Annotated in this window: 12 protein-coding genes and 2 pseudogenes; 5 read left to right on the forward strand and 9 right to left on the reverse strand. The window is 45.3% G+C overall.

Going from position 1 to position 17,948, the window contains the following annotated elements:
* Positions 1-177: 177 nt before the first annotated feature.
* The 8 genes and pseudogenes from galK to BQ7489_RS03970 all read right to left on the reverse strand — a co-directional run bounded on the left by galK (position 178) and on the right by BQ7489_RS03970 (position 8,207).
* Positions 178-1,332: a galactokinase gene (gene galK / locus BQ7489_RS03940; RefSeq protein WP_072530018.1), complete on the reverse strand. Its 1,155-nt coding sequence runs from the start codon at positions 1,330-1,332 to the stop codon at positions 178-180.
* A gap of 75 nt (positions 1,333-1,407) precedes the next feature.
* Positions 1,408-1,698 (reverse strand): annotated as a pseudogene (locus BQ7489_RS17890) (MFS transporter); the annotation flags it as partial.
* A 204-nt stretch (positions 1,699-1,902) separates the two neighbouring features.
* Positions 1,903-2,895, reverse strand: a pseudogene (locus BQ7489_RS03945) (MFS transporter); the annotation flags it as partial.
* 36 nt (positions 2,896-2,931) lie between these two features.
* Positions 2,932-4,026 (reverse strand): aldose epimerase family protein, encoded by a 1,095-nt coding sequence (locus BQ7489_RS03950; RefSeq protein ID WP_072530020.1) that lies wholly within the window; start codon positions 4,024-4,026, stop codon positions 2,932-2,934.
* Positions 4,027-4,205: 179 nt separating this feature from the next.
* Complete coding sequence (locus BQ7489_RS03955) at positions 4,206-5,513, reverse strand: bifunctional folylpolyglutamate synthase/dihydrofolate synthase (protein ID WP_072530021.1); 1,308 nt, start codon at positions 5,511-5,513, stop codon at positions 4,206-4,208.
* Positions 5,514-5,530: 17 nt separating this feature from the next.
* A complete protein-coding gene (locus BQ7489_RS03960) occupies positions 5,531-6,190 on the reverse strand; it encodes a hypothetical protein (protein WP_072530022.1) in 660 nt (219 codons plus the stop codon).
* A 192-nt stretch (positions 6,191-6,382) separates the two neighbouring features.
* Entirely contained in the window at positions 6,383-7,555 is a 1,173-nt protein-coding gene (gene dnaJ, locus BQ7489_RS03965) for a molecular chaperone DnaJ (RefSeq protein ID WP_072530023.1), read from the reverse strand.
* A 37-nt stretch (positions 7,556-7,592) separates the two neighbouring features.
* Positions 7,593-8,207 (reverse strand): nucleotide exchange factor GrpE, encoded by a 615-nt coding sequence (locus BQ7489_RS03970; RefSeq protein ID WP_072530024.1) that lies wholly within the window; start codon positions 8,205-8,207, stop codon positions 7,593-7,595.
* Positions 8,208-8,486: 279 nt separating this feature from the next.
* Here BQ7489_RS03970 and BQ7489_RS03975 point away from each other — a divergent pair, with 279 nt between their 5' ends.
* The 5 genes from BQ7489_RS03975 (at position 8,487) to BQ7489_RS03995 (ending at position 17,268) form a co-directional block, all read left to right on the forward strand.
* Positions 8,487-12,821 (forward strand): CusA/CzcA family heavy metal efflux RND transporter, encoded by a 4,335-nt coding sequence (locus BQ7489_RS03975; RefSeq protein WP_072530025.1) that lies wholly within the window; start codon positions 8,487-8,489, stop codon positions 12,819-12,821.
* Between the two features lie 19 nt (positions 12,822-12,840).
* Positions 12,841-13,755: an efflux RND transporter periplasmic adaptor subunit gene (locus BQ7489_RS03980; RefSeq protein ID WP_072532013.1), complete on the forward strand. Its 915-nt coding sequence runs from the start codon at positions 12,841-12,843 to the stop codon at positions 13,753-13,755.
* A gap of 9 nt (positions 13,756-13,764) precedes the next feature.
* Positions 13,765-14,808 (forward strand): sensor histidine kinase, encoded by a 1,044-nt coding sequence (locus tag BQ7489_RS03985; protein ID WP_072530026.1) that lies wholly within the window; start codon positions 13,765-13,767, stop codon positions 14,806-14,808.
* Positions 14,805-15,563: a LytR/AlgR family response regulator transcription factor gene (locus tag BQ7489_RS03990; protein ID WP_072530027.1), complete on the forward strand. Its 759-nt coding sequence runs from the start codon at positions 14,805-14,807 to the stop codon at positions 15,561-15,563. Before BQ7489_RS03985 ends, BQ7489_RS03990 begins: the two co-directional genes overlap by 4 nt.
* An 82-nt stretch (positions 15,564-15,645) precedes the next feature.
* A complete protein-coding gene (locus BQ7489_RS03995) occupies positions 15,646-17,268 on the forward strand; it encodes an ABC-F family ATP-binding cassette domain-containing protein (RefSeq protein WP_072530028.1) in 1,623 nt (540 codons plus the stop codon).
* 114 nt (positions 17,269-17,382) lie between these two features.
* On the opposite strand, the gene BQ7489_RS04000 is transcribed toward BQ7489_RS03995, so the two are convergent.
* Positions 17,383-17,862 carry a cytidine deaminase gene (locus tag BQ7489_RS04000; RefSeq protein WP_072530029.1) on the reverse strand — a complete coding sequence of 160 codons (480 nt, stop codon included), beginning with the start codon at positions 17,860-17,862 and terminating at the stop codon, positions 17,383-17,385.
* Positions 17,863-17,948 lie beyond the last annotated feature (86 nt).

Here is a 17,948-nt window from a genome sequence, read left to right on the forward strand (position 1 = left end):
TCTCCGAAGAAATTTGTAAAACAAAAAAAGGTCTTTTACGAGGTGAAAAATACAATTTTTTTTTCATGGTAAAAGATATGTCATACAAGGCTCTGTTACATGAAAATAATCGCCTGAAACTCCTTTATTGAAGTTCCAGGCGATTGTCAGTTTATTACTTGAATAAGATTATATATATCAGCAGATTTTGCGAGATCCGTCAGATATTACGACATCATAGACCTTAGGTGAACGTCCGAATTTAGCCGTGAAGCGTTCCTTGGCAGTTGTTATGAATGTTTCATACAGTTCATTTTTTACCAGGTTGATGGTACATCCTCCGAAACCTCCTCCCATTACGCGTGATCCGGTTACACCACAGTCAAATGCTATATCGTTCAGGAAATCAAGTTCTTCGCAGCTTACTTCATAAAGTTTGCTCATACCATGGTGGGTTTCATACATTTTTTGTCCTACGGTTTCATAGTCACTGCGTTCCAATGCGTCACAGACGTCAAGTACACGCTGGATTTCTTCAATGACATATTCGGCACGCATGTAGTCTTCTTCTGAAACTTCAGCCTTTACTTCCTGCAGCATGTCCATGTTACAGTCGCGGAGAAATTCTACTTCCGGATGTTTTGTCTTGATGGCTGCTACTACATTCTCACAGCTTTGGCGACGTTTGTTGTATGCAGAAGAAGCCAGTTCGTGTTTTACGACTGAGTCTAGCAGTACCAGACGGTAACCTTCAGGTTTGAATGGATAGTATTGGTATTCCAGAGAACGGCAGTCCAGACGCATCAGATGCCCTTCTTTTCCGAAGACTGAAGCGAATTGGTCCATAATACCGCAGTTTACACCACAATAATTATGCTCTGTTGCCTGACCTACCTTAGCCAATTCGAATTTATCGATTTTATTTTCTCCGAACAGGTCATTCAGGGCAAATGCATAGGTGGATTCCAATGCTGCCGATGAAGACATGCCTGCACCCAAAGGAACGTCGCCTGCAAATGCCGTGTTGAAACCTTTTACGTCTACACCGCGTTTGATCATTTCACGGCACACACCGAAAATATAGCGGGCCCAACTGGCTTTAGGAGCGTCTTCTTCATTCAATCCGAATTCCACATAGTCTTTCAGGTCGATAGAGTAGGCACAGACTTTATCTTTTCCGTTGGGTTTTATTTCTGCCATAATACCTTTGTCTACAGCTCCGGGAAATACAAATCCGCCATTATAGTCGGTATGTTCACCAATCAGGTTGATACGTCCCGGAGAAGCATATATAGATCCAGTTGTTCCGTCGAAATGTTTGATGAAACGGCTTCTTACAAATTCAATATCCATAGTGGTAAAAGTTTAAGGGTTAATAAAAATAGAGCAAATGGTAACGGATTACCATTTGCTTTATATGATAATTGATTATTCAACAGGAATGTCTTCATTTACGTTCTTGCAGCCTACCAGTCCATAGAACAGCAGATAGGCAAGCATGGCAATGATCAGCCAATAACTGGCCATATATCCTACGGCGTCCGAGATGAACTGTTGTAAAAGCGGGAGAATACCTCCACCCACAACCATCATCATGAATATGCCCGAAGCTTGTGCGGTATATTTGCCCAAGCCTTCAACAGCCAGATTGAAAATACCTCCCCACATGATGGAGGTGCACAGGCCACAAAGTACAAGGAACAATGCACTGATAGGTACTTTAGGCGTTTCCATTGATCCCAACACATAGTCAGGAGTCAGGTTGGCTGCAGTCAGTTGATCAGTGTGCTGGCTTAAAAATTCCTTGGACGGATTGTTGATGAAAGCGGTTATGTCGTTTTCTGCAAAGCCTGCTTCGGTCAGGATTTCTGTCGTCTTGGCAGCTGGGTCATATACAACTTTCGGGACGTTGAAACCTACTGTTTTGGGTGTAAAGATGGCAATCAGTGTAAATAGGATGGCTGTAACCGAAACGGTAATCAACTGGGTCCGTGTTGAAACTTTACCGCTGATAATACTGCTGGTAAGACGTCCGACCAGCATCAATAGCCAGTAGATGGCAGCGATGGCTCCACCGATGGCTGCACCGTTGATCAGGATTCCAGCACCTTTTTCACTTGAATCAGCCAGATAAAAGTTCAGGGTTCCTGGTATGCCTATTTCTATACCTACATAAATAAAGATGCCGATGACTCCTAATACTGTATGACGGAAGCTCCATGGGCTGTGTGAAAATTTTTCTTTTTCAACCGGACCTTTTCTCATATGAGGTTCCGGGATGGTTACAAATGAAAGGATGATGAAGCTCAATGCAAAGACTCCCATAGCAATGAACAACAAGGGTGATACATCCGACATGGCTGTTTTGGGGGTGACTGTACCGATCAGTACACCTACGAAAAGCGGGGTCAAAGTTCCGGAAAGGGAGTTCAGTGCTCCACCGGCCTGAATCAGCTGGTTCCCTTTGTTTCCACCACCTCCTAACAAGTTCAGCATCGGGTTTACAACTGTATTGAGCATACATACACAGAAACCACAGATGAAAGCTCCCAGCAGGTATATAATGAAATTCATCCGAATGGCATATGCACCGGCTGTGAATACAGTGGTTTCAGCTCCGATAATACTGGAAAGATATTGGATGAAGAGTCCTATGAAACCGATAGCCATGGCCCACAGGGCTGTTTTTTTATATCCAACCTTGACAAGCATATTTCCTGCCGGAATACCCATGAACAGGTATGCCAGGAAGTTCATCATGTTACCCATCATTCCTAATGTGTTGGCACCCGCATACTGGTTTTTCCAGATTGTACCGAACGGAGCTGCCAGATTGGTTACAAAAGAGATCATCGCAAATAAGAAGAACATTGTAATGATTGCGATGAGATTGCCGTGTTGTTTTTCTTGATTCATGGTTTAAATATAGATTGATTTTAGGTTAAAGACTCTTTATTTTTCGATGCCGAATTTATAGATGGTCACCTGGCGGTAACTTTCTCCTGGATTCAATTCTACGGAAGGGAATTGGGGTTTGTTGGGTGTATCAGGAAAATGTTGTGCCTCGAAACAGATAGCACTTCTTGACGGATAGGTAGCTCCGTGCCACCCGATGAATCCGCTGTTCCAATTGGCGGTATATACCTGTACTCCCGGTTCGGTTGTATACATTTCCAATGAGCGTCCGCTTATAGGTTCTACACATTTTACAGCAAATGTCAGTTCACCCGGTTCGCGTTTGTTCAGTACATAGTTATGGTCATATCCGGCTCCCCATATCAGTTGCTGGAACGGTTCGTTGATCCGGCTACCTACAGTATGCGGGGTACGGAAATCCATCGGAGTACCTTCTACTTTCAGTATCTCTCCCGTCGTGATTGATACTTCATCCATCGGAGTGAAATGGTCGGCATTGATGGTAAGGATATTATTTTCTACACTTGGAGTCGGATTGGCCAGTCCTGCCAGGCTGAAGAATGCATGGTGTGTCAGGTTGACGATTGTACGTTTGTCTGTTTTTGCGGAGTAAGTGAGTTTGAGTTCGTTCTGGTCGGTAAGTGTGTAATTGACTGTGATATCAAGATTTCCGGGAAATCCCTCTTCACCGTCTTTGGAAAGGTAATGGAGTGTCAGGCTTTGTTGGCTGGTCTGTTCTGCATCCCATACTCTTGCATGATAGCCTGTAGGTCCTCCATGAAGGGAGTTGGGGCCATTGTTTATGGTCAGGTTATATTCCTTGCCGTCCAATTGGAATTTTCCTTTGGCGATACGGTTTCCGTAACGGCCGATCAATGTGCTCAGGAACGGTTCCGGACTGTTGATTACCTGGTCAATATTGTCATGCCCCTGTACCACGTTTCCGAATTTCCCGTTTTTGTCCGGAACCATAATCGCCAGAATGGCACCTCCATAATTGGTAACGGCAACTTCAACGCCATTATCGTTCGACAAGATATATAAGTCGGTAATTTTTCCATTGATGCCTTTCTGGAAATCAGCCCGTTTGAGGCCACAGCGATTGTTTTCTTGATAGTATGTGTTATTCATGATGTTTAGATAAAATTTTTATGTCGTTTGAAAAAATATTTTGTATGCAAATAAAAAGATTTTATTCAAGAAACCCAAACAATTTACTTATTTAAATTTGTATACAAAGAATGTCCTGTCACTTCGGATACTTCAAAATGCCGGAGGATGATCATTCCTTGCAATATATAAGGACGAGCTTACATTGATAGATGTCCCGGATGATAGACGGTCGACAACAGGTCTGCTACAATGAAACTGCTTCCTCCTACAAATATGAAGTCTTTTTTACCGGCTTGCCGGTGAGCCGTTTCAAATGCAGTCTTTACATCTGGATATCTGTCTCCGTATAATCCGTATTTTTCTGCCAGACTTTTTATCTGTTCGGCAGGTAAGGCTCTTTTTACACTGGCTTGGGTGAAATAGTAGACGGCATCTTTAGGTAGCATTTGTAAAACGCCACTGATGTCTTTGTCGTTTACCATGCCTATCACAATGTGCAACTTTTCATATTTCTGCATTGACAATTGTTCTACGATGTATTGGATGCCTCCTATGTTGTGTCCTGTATCACAGATTACAGTAGGGTTTGAGTCTAGTTTCTGCCATCTTCCCATCAGGCCGGTCAGCTCACATACATGTGAAAATCCGTTGCGTATGCTGTCTTCGGTAATTGGGTAGCCTGTCTTTAGCAGTTCTTCTATTGCTGCTAGCAGGGTATTGGTGTTTTTGAGTTGGCATAGTCCGCCTAGTTCTCCGATAAGATGGGGATAGTGGACTGTATCATAACAATATAATCCGTCCTCTGTACGGGTATATCCTTTCAATAAGGGTGAATCTTCTGCAAAGGTGATGGGAGCATGTACTTCATCTGCCTTTTGCTGGAATACAGGACGGGTTTCGGGGGTGGTTTCACCTATGATGACCGGAATGCCCTCTTTGATGATACCGGCCTTTTCCGAAGCTATTTTACCCAGTGTGTTTCCTAGAAATTGTACATGATCGAAACTTATGTTTGTTATGATACATAAGTCGGGCCGGATGATGTTGGTGCAGTCCAGCCGTCCTCCCAGACCGACTTCAATGACAGCTACATCTACCTGTTGCAAGGCAAAGTAATGGAAAGCCATTGCGGTAGCCAGTTCAAAAAAAGAAGGATGGAGAGGTTCGAAAAAACTTCGGTGGTGTTCTACAAAATCCATGACAAACTGTTCGGAAACCGGAACTCCGTTTACACGAATCCGTTCCCGGAAGTCCACCAGATGGGGAGATGTGTATAGTCCCACCTTGTATCCGGCCGACTGTAGGATTGCCGCAAGTGTATGTGAACAAGAGCCTTTGCCGTTGGTGCCCGCTACATGAATGGTACGGTAATTCCGGTGAGGATGTCCGAAATGTTCATCCAATTTATAAGTTGTGTCCAGTCCTTCCTTGTAGGCATCTTTTCCTATTTGCTGGAAAAGAGGAGCACTGGTATATAGATACTGAAGCGTTTCTTGATAATTCATTTTTTTGATAGGTTAGTTTAATACCACCAGGGATAATCATTTTTTCTGCCTTCCACCCCTATACTGATTGAACTGCTTTCACCCAGCTTGAAATTGATCATTCCGCCTATACGGTCGGGGCAGTAATTGGGTAGTGGATAAGCGTAATAAGGACGTTGGCGGGTCAATGATTTGTTTCCATAGGCATAGAGGCTGATACGGTCGTTTAATTTGTATGCGGCAACACCTGCTATACCGATGTTCCTGTAATTCAGAAATCCCCAGTCCATGTTACTCACGTAGAGTCCGCCAGCTACACTAAGACGGCTGTTGATAGGTATGGCATACATGAATGCGGCATCTTGTCCGAATCCTACTCCTGAAGGGGCGTAACGGTCAGGGCTGAATGTCAGATTGAATCCGATCGATGCATTGAATCCTTTGTGGAGTTCCCACGTGGCATAACTGTAATCGAAAGGGGTGATGCCATACATTCCGAAAGGAGGAATGTATCCCACTTGGGGTACTGGAGAGACTAAAGGTACACTTAATGCCGTATCGGATGCCATGGAAAATGTTGCTTCCGGATGACTGACGGAATCTGTGGGAAGAATAATCTCTCCTTTGTTCTGGGCTACAGCCGGTGCTGGAATGAATTCCCATCCGAGTAATAATAAAATGATATATAACTTTTTCATTTTGGCCTGTTTTACCGACTATTATGCATCAAATATAACGATTATTTGGAATATAATGACGCCCTATGGAATTCATTTGATGGGATTTCACGGAGTTTAATATTCTTTGACGTGTTTCCTGTAACTTGGCGGAAGAAAGAAAAAATGCCACTCTTTCTCTCAATAAAAGAGTGGCATTTACTATGTTTTCTGTCAGTCAAACAGACTTCTGAATTTCTTGAAGATCTTTTCTTTCAGGCTCATGTTAGGTTTGAAGTTTTCTGATTCCTGCCATTTTTCCAACGCCTGCCGTTCTTCTTTTGTCAGTGTTTCAGGAATATAGACACTGACATTGACCAGCAGGTCGCCTGTACCGTTGCTGTATCCATAGCTATTGATATTAGGCAGACCTTTTCCGCGTAAGCGAAGTACTTTTCCCGGTTGGGTTCCCGGTTCGATCTTGATTTTAGCCTTGCCGTCAATGGTCGGAATTTCTACTGTCCCGCCTAATGCAGCTGTCGGTACACTTAATAACAGGTTGTATATCAAGTCACTTTCATCACGGATAAGTTCAGGGTGCTTTTCCTCTTCAATCAATACCAGTAAATCACCCGCTATGCCATTATGTTTGCCTGCATTACCTTTACCGTTGATGGTAACCTGCATGCCTTCGGCCACACCTGCGGGAATCTTTACGGTTACCACTTCTTCACCATAAACCACTCCGTCGCCGTTACATTCCTTACATTTATTCTTGATGATCTTTCCTTCACCTCCACATTGAGGGCATACGGTCTGTGTCTGCATCATGCCGAATATGCTTTGTTGGGTTCGGGTTACACTACCTGTTCCATGGCATGTAGGACACGTTTCGACACCTCCGTCGCCTTCAGCTCCCGTTCCGTGGCAATGTGAACATGTTACATATTTTTTCAGCTTGAACTTCTTTTCTACTCCGGTAGATATTTCTTTCAGGTTCAACTTTACCTTGACACGGAGATCAGATCCGCGGAATTTCCGTTGACGGCTTTGACTGCTTCCGCCCCCAAATCCTCCGAATCCTCCATGACCGCCGAATATATCACCGAACATAGAGAAAATATCATCCATTGACATTCCTTGACCTCCGAAACCTCCGAAACCTCCGGCACCTGCAGCTCCTTCTACGCCTGCGTGTCCGAACTGGTCGTAGCGGGCACGTTTGTCTGGATTGCTCAGAACTTCATATGCTTCTGCGGCCTCCTTGAATTTCTCTTCGGCTTCTTTGTCACCCGGGTTCTTGTCGGGATGGTACTGAATTGCTTTTTTACGGTATGCTTTCTTTATCTCATCGGCTGATGCGGTCTTTTCAACCCCTAATACTTCATAGTAGTCTCTTTTTGCCATAGCATTGTGGATTAAATGTGAAGGTGATTACCAACTATTATTGTGCAACTACCACCTTGGCGTGGCGGATGACTTTGTCGTTCAACTTATATCCCGTCTGGACACAGTCCAAGACTTTTCCTTTCTGTTCTTCATTGGGGGCCGGTACCAGGGCAACAGCCTCATGGAAGTCTGTGTCGAACGTTTCACCTACCGGTTTCATCTCTTTCAGTCCTTCCTGTGCCAAGACTTTCTGGAATTTCTGGAAAATCAGGTCAACTCCTTCCGCTACAGCCTTTATATCTTCTGCCTTTTGAATATTTTGCAAGGCCCGTTCAAAATCGTCAAGTATAGGAAGTACGGCACAGATAGTCTTTTCACCTCCGTTCTTGATCAGTTCGGCTTTTTCCTTGATGGTACGTTTCCGGAAATTGTCGAATTCGGCCGACAGACGCAGATATTTGTCCTTTTGTTCGTCAATGATTTTCTGTGCCTTCTCTAATTCTTTTTCCAACTTTTCTTCTGCTGTCAGTTCCTTTTCTTCTTCTGCAGTATCTTGTGTTTCTTGAGTATCCTTTTCGTGGGATTCTGCAGTCTTTGCATTTTCAGCAGCTTCCCGCTGTTCTTTCAGATCTTCTTTTTTCTGATTGAAATTTTGATTTTTGTTGCTCATATCTTAAAGTTTTTTTATTTCATTTTAATGTTTTGCTTTCTTCCCAGCAAAATTCGTGCCTTAATCTGACTCTTATACAAATCGGCCGCAAAAATAATAAAAAACTGACACACTGACATAGAAAAACAGAAGTTATCGGTGTTTTTCCGGTTCTCGGCATTTCATCTGCCCGAAAGGGCGGTTCAACCCTTGATTTGTCAGCTTCACATAATTGCAGGATCTCTATAAAAGAAATGATCGGTAATTTTGTTATCATTATCAATCAACATAATCAAGAAAATGTTCAAGAAAATAGTCCGTTTTTCAATCCGAAAAAAACTGTTTGTCGCATTGACGACACTGTTTTTAATGATAGGGGGTATTTATTCTATGCTGACATTGCCCATTGATGCCGTGCCTGATATCACCAATAATCAGGTACAGGTGGTTACGGTATCGCCCACCTTGGCTCCTCAGGAGGTAGAGCAGCTGATTACATTCCCGATAGAAGTTGCCATGAGCAACATTATGAATGTACAGGAAATCCGTTCGGTATCCCGCTTCGGACTTTCCGTAGTGACTGTAGTGTTCAAGGAAAGTGTACCTACGCTGGATGCCCGTCAGCTGGTGAATGAGCAGATACAGACAGTGGCCGGTGAGATTCCATCCGAACTTGGTGTACCGGAGATGATGCCTATTACCACCGGTTTGGGTGAGATCTACCAGTATGTACTGAAAGTGGCTCCAGGTTATGAAAAAAAGTACGATGCCATGGAACTGCGTACTATCCAGGATTGGATTGTGAAACGTCAGCTTTCGGGTATTCCGGGTATCGTGGAAATCAACAGTTTCGGAGGGTACCTGAAACAGTATGAGGTAGCGGTCGATCCGGATGCATTGTATTCGCTCAACATTACCATCAGTGACGTGTTCGATGCCTTGAGCCGGAACAATCAGAACACTGGAGGCAGTTATATAGAAAAGGTGAATCGGGCGTATTATATCCGTTCGGAGGGTATGATTTCTGATTTGAAAGATATTGAACAGATTGTTGTGACCAATCGGGGAGGGATTCCCGTACATGTAAGTGACATTGGAAAGGTGCGTTACGGAGCTCCTAAACGTTTCGGTGCCATGACCAAGGATGGAGAAGGTGAGTGCGTGGGAGGTATTGCCATGATGCTGAAAGGAGCCAATGCCAACGTTGTGACGCAGGAACTGGAGAAGCGGGTGGCAAAGGTTCAGAAGATGCTTCCCGAGGGAATCAGTGTAGAACCTTATCTGAATCGTTCAGAGCTGGTGAACCGTAACATCTCGACCGTTATCCGCAATCTGGTGGAAGGAGCCATTATTGTGTTCCTGGTATTGATTGTGTTCCTGGGAAATGTACGTGCCGGACTGATTGTCGCTTCTGTTATTCCCTTGGCCATGCTTTTTGCCTTTATTCTGATGCGGATATTCGGCGTGTCGGCCAACCTGATGAGTTTGGGAGCTATCGACTTCGGTATTGTGGTGGACGGTTCCATCGTGATATTGGAAGGTATTCTGGCACACATCTATGGAAAGAAATGGATGGGCCGTACACTGAGCAAACAGGAAATGGATGAGGAAGTGGAAAAAGGTGCCGGTAATGTGGTGCGGAGTGCGACGTTTGCCGTACTGATTATTCTGATTGTGTTTTTCCCTATATTGACCTTGACGGGCATTGAAGGGAAATACTTTACTCCGATGGCCAAGACTCTGGTGTTCTGTATCATCGGTGCCCTCTTGTTGTCGCTCACTTATGTGCCGATGATGGCTTCGCTTTTCCTGAAACGTACTGTTTCGGCAAAGCCGACTTTGGCCGACCGGTTCTTCGAGAAGTTGAACCATGTGTATCACCGTGTCTTGCATTTCTGTCTGGCCCATGTATGGGGTACACTGGCTTCAGCATTTACATTATTAATATTATCCTTCTTGTTGTTCACCCGGTTGGGAGCCGAATTTATTCCGACACTCGATGAAGGTGATTTTGCCATGCAGATGACGCTTCCGGCAGGTAGTTCTTTGAGCCGTAGTATAGAGGTGTCGCTTGCGGCCGAGAAGAAACTGAAGGAAGATTTCCCGGAAATCAAGCACGTGGTCGCCAAGATCGGTACGGCTGAAGTGCCTACAGACCCGATGGCGGTAGAAGATGCCGATGTGATGATTGTGATGAAACCGTTCAGCGAATGGACTTCGGCCGGCAGCCGGGCGGAAATGGTGGAAAAGATGAAAAAGTCGCTGGAGTCGGTGAAAGGTGCTGAATTTAATTTCAGTCAGCCTATTCAGTTGCGTTTCAATGAGTTGATGACAGGTGCCAAAGCTGATATCGCCATCAAACTGTATGGTGAGGACATGACTGAGCTGTATGCTAAGGCAAAAGAGGCCGCGAAATATGTAGAACAGGTGCCTGGGGCTTCTGATGTATTGGTGGAACAGGCCATGGGACTTCCTCAGTTGCTGGTGAAATATGACCGTACCAAGATTGCCCGTTACGGCATCGACATTGAGGAGCTGAATACGATTATCCGTACGGCCTACGCCGGTGAGACTGCCGGAGTGGTCTTTGAAAACGAACGCCGTTTCGATCTTGTGTTGCGTCTGGACAAGGATAAGGTGAAAGACCTGAATATCGACAAACTCTTTGTCCGTACGAGTGAAGGTATCCAGATACCGGTCAGCGAAGTGGCCAGCATCGACCTCGAGAACGGACCTTTGCAGATCAACCGCGATGCTACCAAGCGCCGGATTGTGATCGGTGTCAATGTGCGTGATGCAGATATCCAGCAGGTTGTAGAACAGATTCGTACTTCTTTGGAGAAGAATATCAAGCTGAAACCGGGTTATTACTGGGAGTACGGCGGACAGTTTGAAAATCTGCAGAATGCAGTCCGTACCCTGAGTATCGTCATCCCGATTGCCTTGATGCTGATTCTTTTATTGTTGTTTTTTGCATTTAGAAGTGTAATTTATTCGTTAGTTGTTTTTTCTACCGTACCTTTGTCATTGATTGGAGGTATCGTGGCATTGTGGTTGCGCGGCCTTCCGTTCAGTATCTCGGCCGGAGTAGGATTTATCGCCTTGTTTGGTGTGGCTGTGCTGAATGGTATCTTGATGATCAATCATTTTAATGATTTACGTAAGGAAAAGACTTATACTATGTGTACGAATCGAATTATTGCAAAAGGATGTCCTCATTTGTTGAGACCGGTATTCTTGACCGGATTGGTGGCTTCGTTAGGCTTTGTGCCCATGGCGGTAGCTACGTCGGCCGGAGCCGAAGTACAGCGTCCACTGGCTACCGTAGTGATTGGCGGACTGATTGTGTCTACTGTGTTGACCTTGATTGTTATTCCGGTGTTTTACCGGCTGGTGAATGTCATCACCCATTTGTGGGGACGGAAAAGACACCGTGTACGGATGAGTCGTAAGGCCGGGATGACATGTGCATTGCTTTTGTTGGCAGTGTCGGTTTCTGCTGTGGTTCCTCAGAAGCCTGTTTCTTTGGACGAGGCTGTAGAGATGGCCTTGCAGAATCATCCACGGCTGAAAATGGCCAATGCGGAGATTGAACGTAGCCGGGCTGCCCGTGGGGAAGTTTGGGACGGAGGGAATACTTCGTTCAGTTACTCATGGGGGCAGTTGAACGGGGGATACCGAAAGGATAACGAACTGTCGGTGGAACAGTCGCTCGGCTCGTTTCTGACCCCTTTTTATAAGAATGCTCTGGTAAATGCCCAGGTGACAACCGGCACTAATTACCGTGATATGGTGAAGAAAGAAATTGTGGCTGAAGTCAAACGGGCGTGGGTATATTACCAGTATGCTTTCCATTTGTACCGTTTGTATGGGGAGCAGGAGGAACTGGCTTTGAAGTTGCGTGAGAGTGGAGATCTGCGTTATCAGCAGGGAGATATCGACCAGACGCAAAGGAATATGATCGCCACGCTTGCTGCAGATCTTCATACCCGTAGCCTGCAGGCACGTCAGGAAATGGAGCTGGCTTCCCGGCGCTTTGCGTGGGCTTGTTATGCCGATGCTCCGGTGGTACCCAACGACAGTTCACTGGCTGTACTTCCGCTTACTTTACAGAATCGTACCCTGTCGGTTGCCCACCTGAACTATTTTGCCAGTCAGGTACAGGAAAAGAAGTCCGAACTCCGCATTGAACGCAGTAAGTTCTTTCCGGAATTTTCTTTGGGATATGTCCGCCAGAAAATTGCTCCGCTGAACGGATTGGATTCATGGATGGTAGGTGTATCTTTTCCTATCCTGTTCTTTCCGCAGCGTAGTCGCAGCAAGCAGGCTAAGGTGAATCTGCGTATTGCTGAATGGCAGGCCGAACAGAACCGTGTACAGCTGAACAATCAGGTGGAAGAACTATACCGCCGTGCACGTCAGCAGCAGGAGAGTCTGGACTATTATTCCAAGGCAGCCTTGAAAGAGGCGGAAGCCTTGCAGGAAAGTGCCTTATTGAAGTTCAAGGAAAGCGAAATCAATATTACGGATTTCGTGCAGAGTCTGAATTCTTCGCGTGAAATCCGCCGGGGTTACATTGAAACGGTATATGCCTATAATGTATCCGTACTGGAAATTGAATTATATACTGAATAAACATAAAAAGCATAACAACATGAAACCGATATTACTTTTTTCAGCTATATGTGTACTGGCTTTTACCTCATGTGGAGGTGGTTCATCCGAACAAACAGCCGATGAATCTGCCGGAACGTCGTCGGCACAACAGGACAGTCTTGCTGCATCGTCCGACAGTATGGAAGTGGATGGAACTTCAGGGGCTACCCAGGTGGCTAATGCCCCTTCTTTCAATGGTATTCTGATGGTACCTCCACAACAGCATGCCACGATAACTTTAAGTATGGGAGGTGCCGTACACAGTGTGTCTTTCCTTCCGGGTAGTTTTGTTCAGAAAAATCAGGTGATTCTGACATTGGAAAATCCGGATTTCATTACTTTACAACAGACTTGGCTGGATGCAGCTGCACAGATTGAATTTCTGGAAAAGGAATACCTTCGCCAGAAGAACCTGGCTTCGCACGAGGCTGCTTCACAGAAACAGATGCAGCAGAGCAAATCGGATTATCTTTCCATGAAGAGCCGGCTGGATGCTGCTGCCGCCCAGTTGCAGATTCTGGGAATGGATACCCGACACTTGCAGGCAAAGGGCATCCATCCTTATCTGGAAATCAAGGCGCCTCTTAGCGGGTATGTGACGAATATGAATGTCAATGTAGGAAAATATTTCAATGTGGGGGAACCTGTATGCGACGTCATCAACAAGCAGGCACTGATGTTGCAGCTGACTGCCTATGAGAAGGATCTGGATGATTTGAAGGTGGGCGACCATATGGAGTTTCATGTGAACGGTATGGGAAATAAAACCTTTGAAGCCGTACTGGTATCAATTGACCAGATGGTGGACAGTACAAACCGTTCCATCAAGGTGTACGCCCGTGTACTTCATCCGCTTAAGGATTTTCGTCCCGGAATGTATGTATCGGCCCGTAAGGTACCCAAAAAAGCATGATTTTGAAGCATGAAGCGAATCGTGGACAATAAATATCTGCTGGTAGTGAATGCCATCTCCATTATGGTGGCATTCCTTACGCATTTTCCGGAACTGATAACGCTGTCGAATCCGTATTCGGCCGACGGCTTGTCTTTTCCGGGTATGCATTGGGCGGATGTAGGTAATGAAGTGCTGTTCACCTATGTTTCCCTGTTGTTGCTCTTTTTTCTGAACGAGGCCATATTTCATTTCAACAGTGATATGGTTTCTATCGGATGGAAGAAAATGTTCTGTGCATTTATCTTGACATGGATCGTGAGCAACCTGCTTGGAAAGTGTTTTGTGTATTTACATCAGCACTTCGACATTCCTGCTATTGATGCCATGCTTCACCGTTATCTTCATCCTTTGCGTGATTTCTTGATTACGTGTATCGTGACAGGAAGCTGCTATTTTTTTCATCAGAACCGGAAGAGCCGGAAAATGTTGCTCGAGAATCAGCAGTTACGAACGGAAAACATCATCAACCAGTACGAAGCCTTGAAAAGCCAGTTGAATCCTCACATGCTTTTCAATTCGCTGAATACCTTGTATCTGCTCATTCGGGAATCGCCAGACAAGGCACGGCTGTATTTGGAAGAGTTGTCGCATGTAATGCGTTATACATTGCAGGATAACGAGTCTCATTCTGTTACATTACGTGAAGAGATGGATTTCGTACAGTCGTATATATACCTTCTTCAGGTGCGTTATGAAGATAATCTCCGTTTTGATATTCATATCAGTCCGGAATTGTTTTCACGTCAGCTTCCGCCTATGGCTCTTCAGTTGTTGATCGAAAATGCTGTAAAGCATAATGAAATCAGTAACCGTCGCCCGCTTACAGTGACGGTTACGGCTCATGATGAAGTGATAGAGGTCAGTAATCCACTCCAGCCTAAACGTGGAGGAAGTGCCGGAATGGGTATCGGACTGGCGAATCTGGCCAAGCGTTATCAGTTGCTTTATAAAAAGGATGTTACCGTAAAGGAGGAGGACTATCGTTTCACTGTGATTTTGCCTTTGATATGAAAACACTGATTATAGAAGATGAAAAAGCGGCTTTGCGTAACCTGAAAGCCGTGATGCAGGAAGTGGATACTGATTTTGAGATTGTCGGGGAAGTGGACAGTATTTTCGATAGTGTGGAATGGTTCCATACGCATCCCATGCCCGAACTGGTGTTTATGGACATCCATCTGGCCGACGGTTCTGCATTTGATATCTGTGCTCAGGTGGATATCACTTGTCCTATCATCTTTACTACGGCTTATGATGAATATGCTCTGCGGGCGTTCAAGGTGAACAGTGTGGCATACCTGCTCAAACCCATCAGCCGGGCTGATCTGCAGGAGGCCATGCATAAGCTGGAACTGCTGGGGCGACAGCCGAAAGTCGAAAAACAGCCTGATTTGTCTGAAATTATCCGGAGTTTGAAAAAGGAGGAAAGCTATAAGACTCATTTTCTGGTACCGGTGAAGGGAGATAAGTTCCTGCCGGTATCGGTGGATTCAATCCAGTATTTCTATATCTCCAACGGACTGGTCAAGGCTGTAGATGGAGATGGGAAGGAATTTGTATTTTCGCAGTCGCTCGACGAACTGGCCGACTTGCTTAATCCGCACGATTTTTTCCGGGCCAACCGTCAGTTTATCGTGTCACGGAAAGCCGTGTCCGATATCAGTTTGTGGTTCAACGGACGGCTGGCTATCAACCTGAAGGTTCCGGTGCCGGAGAAAATCATTATCAGTAAAGCCAAGGCTTCGGAGCTGAAGGACTGGTTTTAGAAAAAACGTGTTGTTGTTATTTTCTATATTTCGTTGGAAATCCGTATCTTTGCCGCGTAATTAAAATAAGGTAAAAAAACAGATGATAACAGTTTCGAATGTAGCCGTCCAGTTTGGTAAGAGAGTATTGTATAATGATGTGAACATGAAGTTCACGAATGGTAATATTTATGGTATTATCGGTGCCAACGGTGCCGGGAAGTCTACTTTCCTGAAGGTGATTTCGGGTGAACTTGACCCGACCAAAGGAAGTGTGACACTGGGACCGGGTGAACGTCTCTCTGTACTGAGCCAGGACCACTTTAAGTTCGACGCCCATACGGTAATGGATACCGTGTTGATGGGACATTCCGTTTTATGGGACATCATGAAGCAGCGGGAGGAAATTTATGCCAAGACTGAATTTACGGATGAAGATGGTCTGAAAGCTGCCGAACTGGAAGAGAAATTTGCAGAGTTGGAAGGTTGGAACGCCGAGAGCGATGCCGCCATTCTGTTGAGTGGGCTGGGTATCAAGGAAGACAAGCACTATACATTGATGGGTGAGCTCAGCGGTAAGGAAAAGGTGCGTGTCATGTTGGCCCAAGCCTTGTTCGGGAACCCTGATAACCTGTTGCTCGACGAGCCTACCAATGACTTGGATATGGATACGGTAACATGGTTGGAGGAGTATCTTGCCAACTTTGAACATACTGTACTGGTGGTGAGCCACGACCGTCACTTTCTTGATTCGGTATGTACGCATACGGTTGATATCGACTTCGGCAAGGTGAATCTCTTTGCCGGTAACTATAGCTTCTGGTATGAATCCAGTCAGCTGGCTCTTCGTCAGCAGCAGAACCAGAAGGCCAAGGCAGAAGAAAAACGTAAGGAACTGGAAGAATTTATCCGCCGTTTTTCTGCCAATGTGGCCAAGTCAAAACAGACTACCAGCCGTAAGAAGATGCTGGAGAAACTGACTGTTGACGAAATCAAGCCGTCTTCACGTAAATATCCGGGCATTATCTTTACAATGGACCGTGAACCGGGTAACCAGATTCTGGAGGTTTCCGGGCTGCGTGCCGAGACTGAAGAGGGTACCGTGCTCTTCAATGATGTGAATTTTACGGTAGAGAAGGGTGATAAGATTGTTTTCCTTAGCCGTGACCCGCGTGCCATGACGGCCTTGTTTGAGATTATCAACGGGAACCGAAAGGCACAGGCCGGACATTATAACTGGGGTGTGACTATCACCACAGCTTATCTGCCACTGGATAATACCGATTACTTTAACTGCGACTTGAATCTGGTGGACTGGCTGAGTCAGTACGGTCAGGGCAACGAGGTGGAAATGAAAGGTTATCTCGGTCGGATGCTGTTTTCCGGTGAGGAAGTGATGAAGAAAGTAAACGTGTTGTCAGGAGGTGAGAAGATGCGTTGTATGATTGCCCGTATGCAGCTCCGTAACGCTAACTGCCTGATACTGGATACTCCTACCAACCATCTTGATTTGGAGTCTATCCAGGCCTTCAACAATAATCTGAAGACTTATAAAGGGAACGTACTTTTCTCTTCTCACGACCATGAGTTTATTGAAACGGTGGCCAACCGTATTATCGAACTGACTCCGAATGGAATCATCGACAAGATGATGGAATACGATGAATACATCACCTCCGACCATATCAAGGAGATGCGTGCAAGAATGTACGGCGATAACAAATGATTGTTATGATCAGGTTTATATAATCTGAATGAGATAAAAAATGGCGGAGATCCTGTGATCGGGTTTCCGCCATTTTTATCTCATGTGATACTTGACTTTACATATGGCTGCCTGTCATTTCAGAAATTCACTGCCGAAAGAAAGTGGAAGCAGGTTCTTTGTGCCGTGTAGCAGGTAGATTTCATTTTTGCTGTATAACAGAATGCGCATCGGGTGTTTGTACCGTTGTTCGGTTTCCAGCAGGACCTGCCTGCAGGAGCCACATGGGGGGATTGGCTTTTCCAGGAATCCGTCCGGACTCTTTGCTGCTATGGCGAGCGTTACCACGGCCTGGTCGGGGTATTCGGAGTTGGCATAGAATAAGGTTGTACGTTCGGCGCATGTTCCCGACGGGTAGGCGGCGTTTTCCTGGTTGGTACCCGTAATGATCTTGCCGTTTTCGAGCAAGGCTGCTGCACCTACGGCAAATCGGGAGTAGGGAGCATAGCTGCGTAGGGTGGCCTCCTTAGCGGCGTCAATCAGTTGTCTGTCTTTTTCGTCCAGTTCATCGTAACTGTATGACCGGATGTTTATTTCAATCTTAACTTCTTTCATAACGTTTTTTCTGGTTGGTAGGAGACAAATCTAGTGAAAAAAATGGAGAAATCCTATCACATTTGTTTATATTCGCCTAATCGTTT

Origin of the sequence: Bacteroides ilei (assembly GCF_900128495.1) — a bacterium.
GTDB classification, from domain to species: domain Bacteria; phylum Bacteroidota; class Bacteroidia; order Bacteroidales; family Bacteroidaceae; genus Phocaeicola; species Phocaeicola ilei.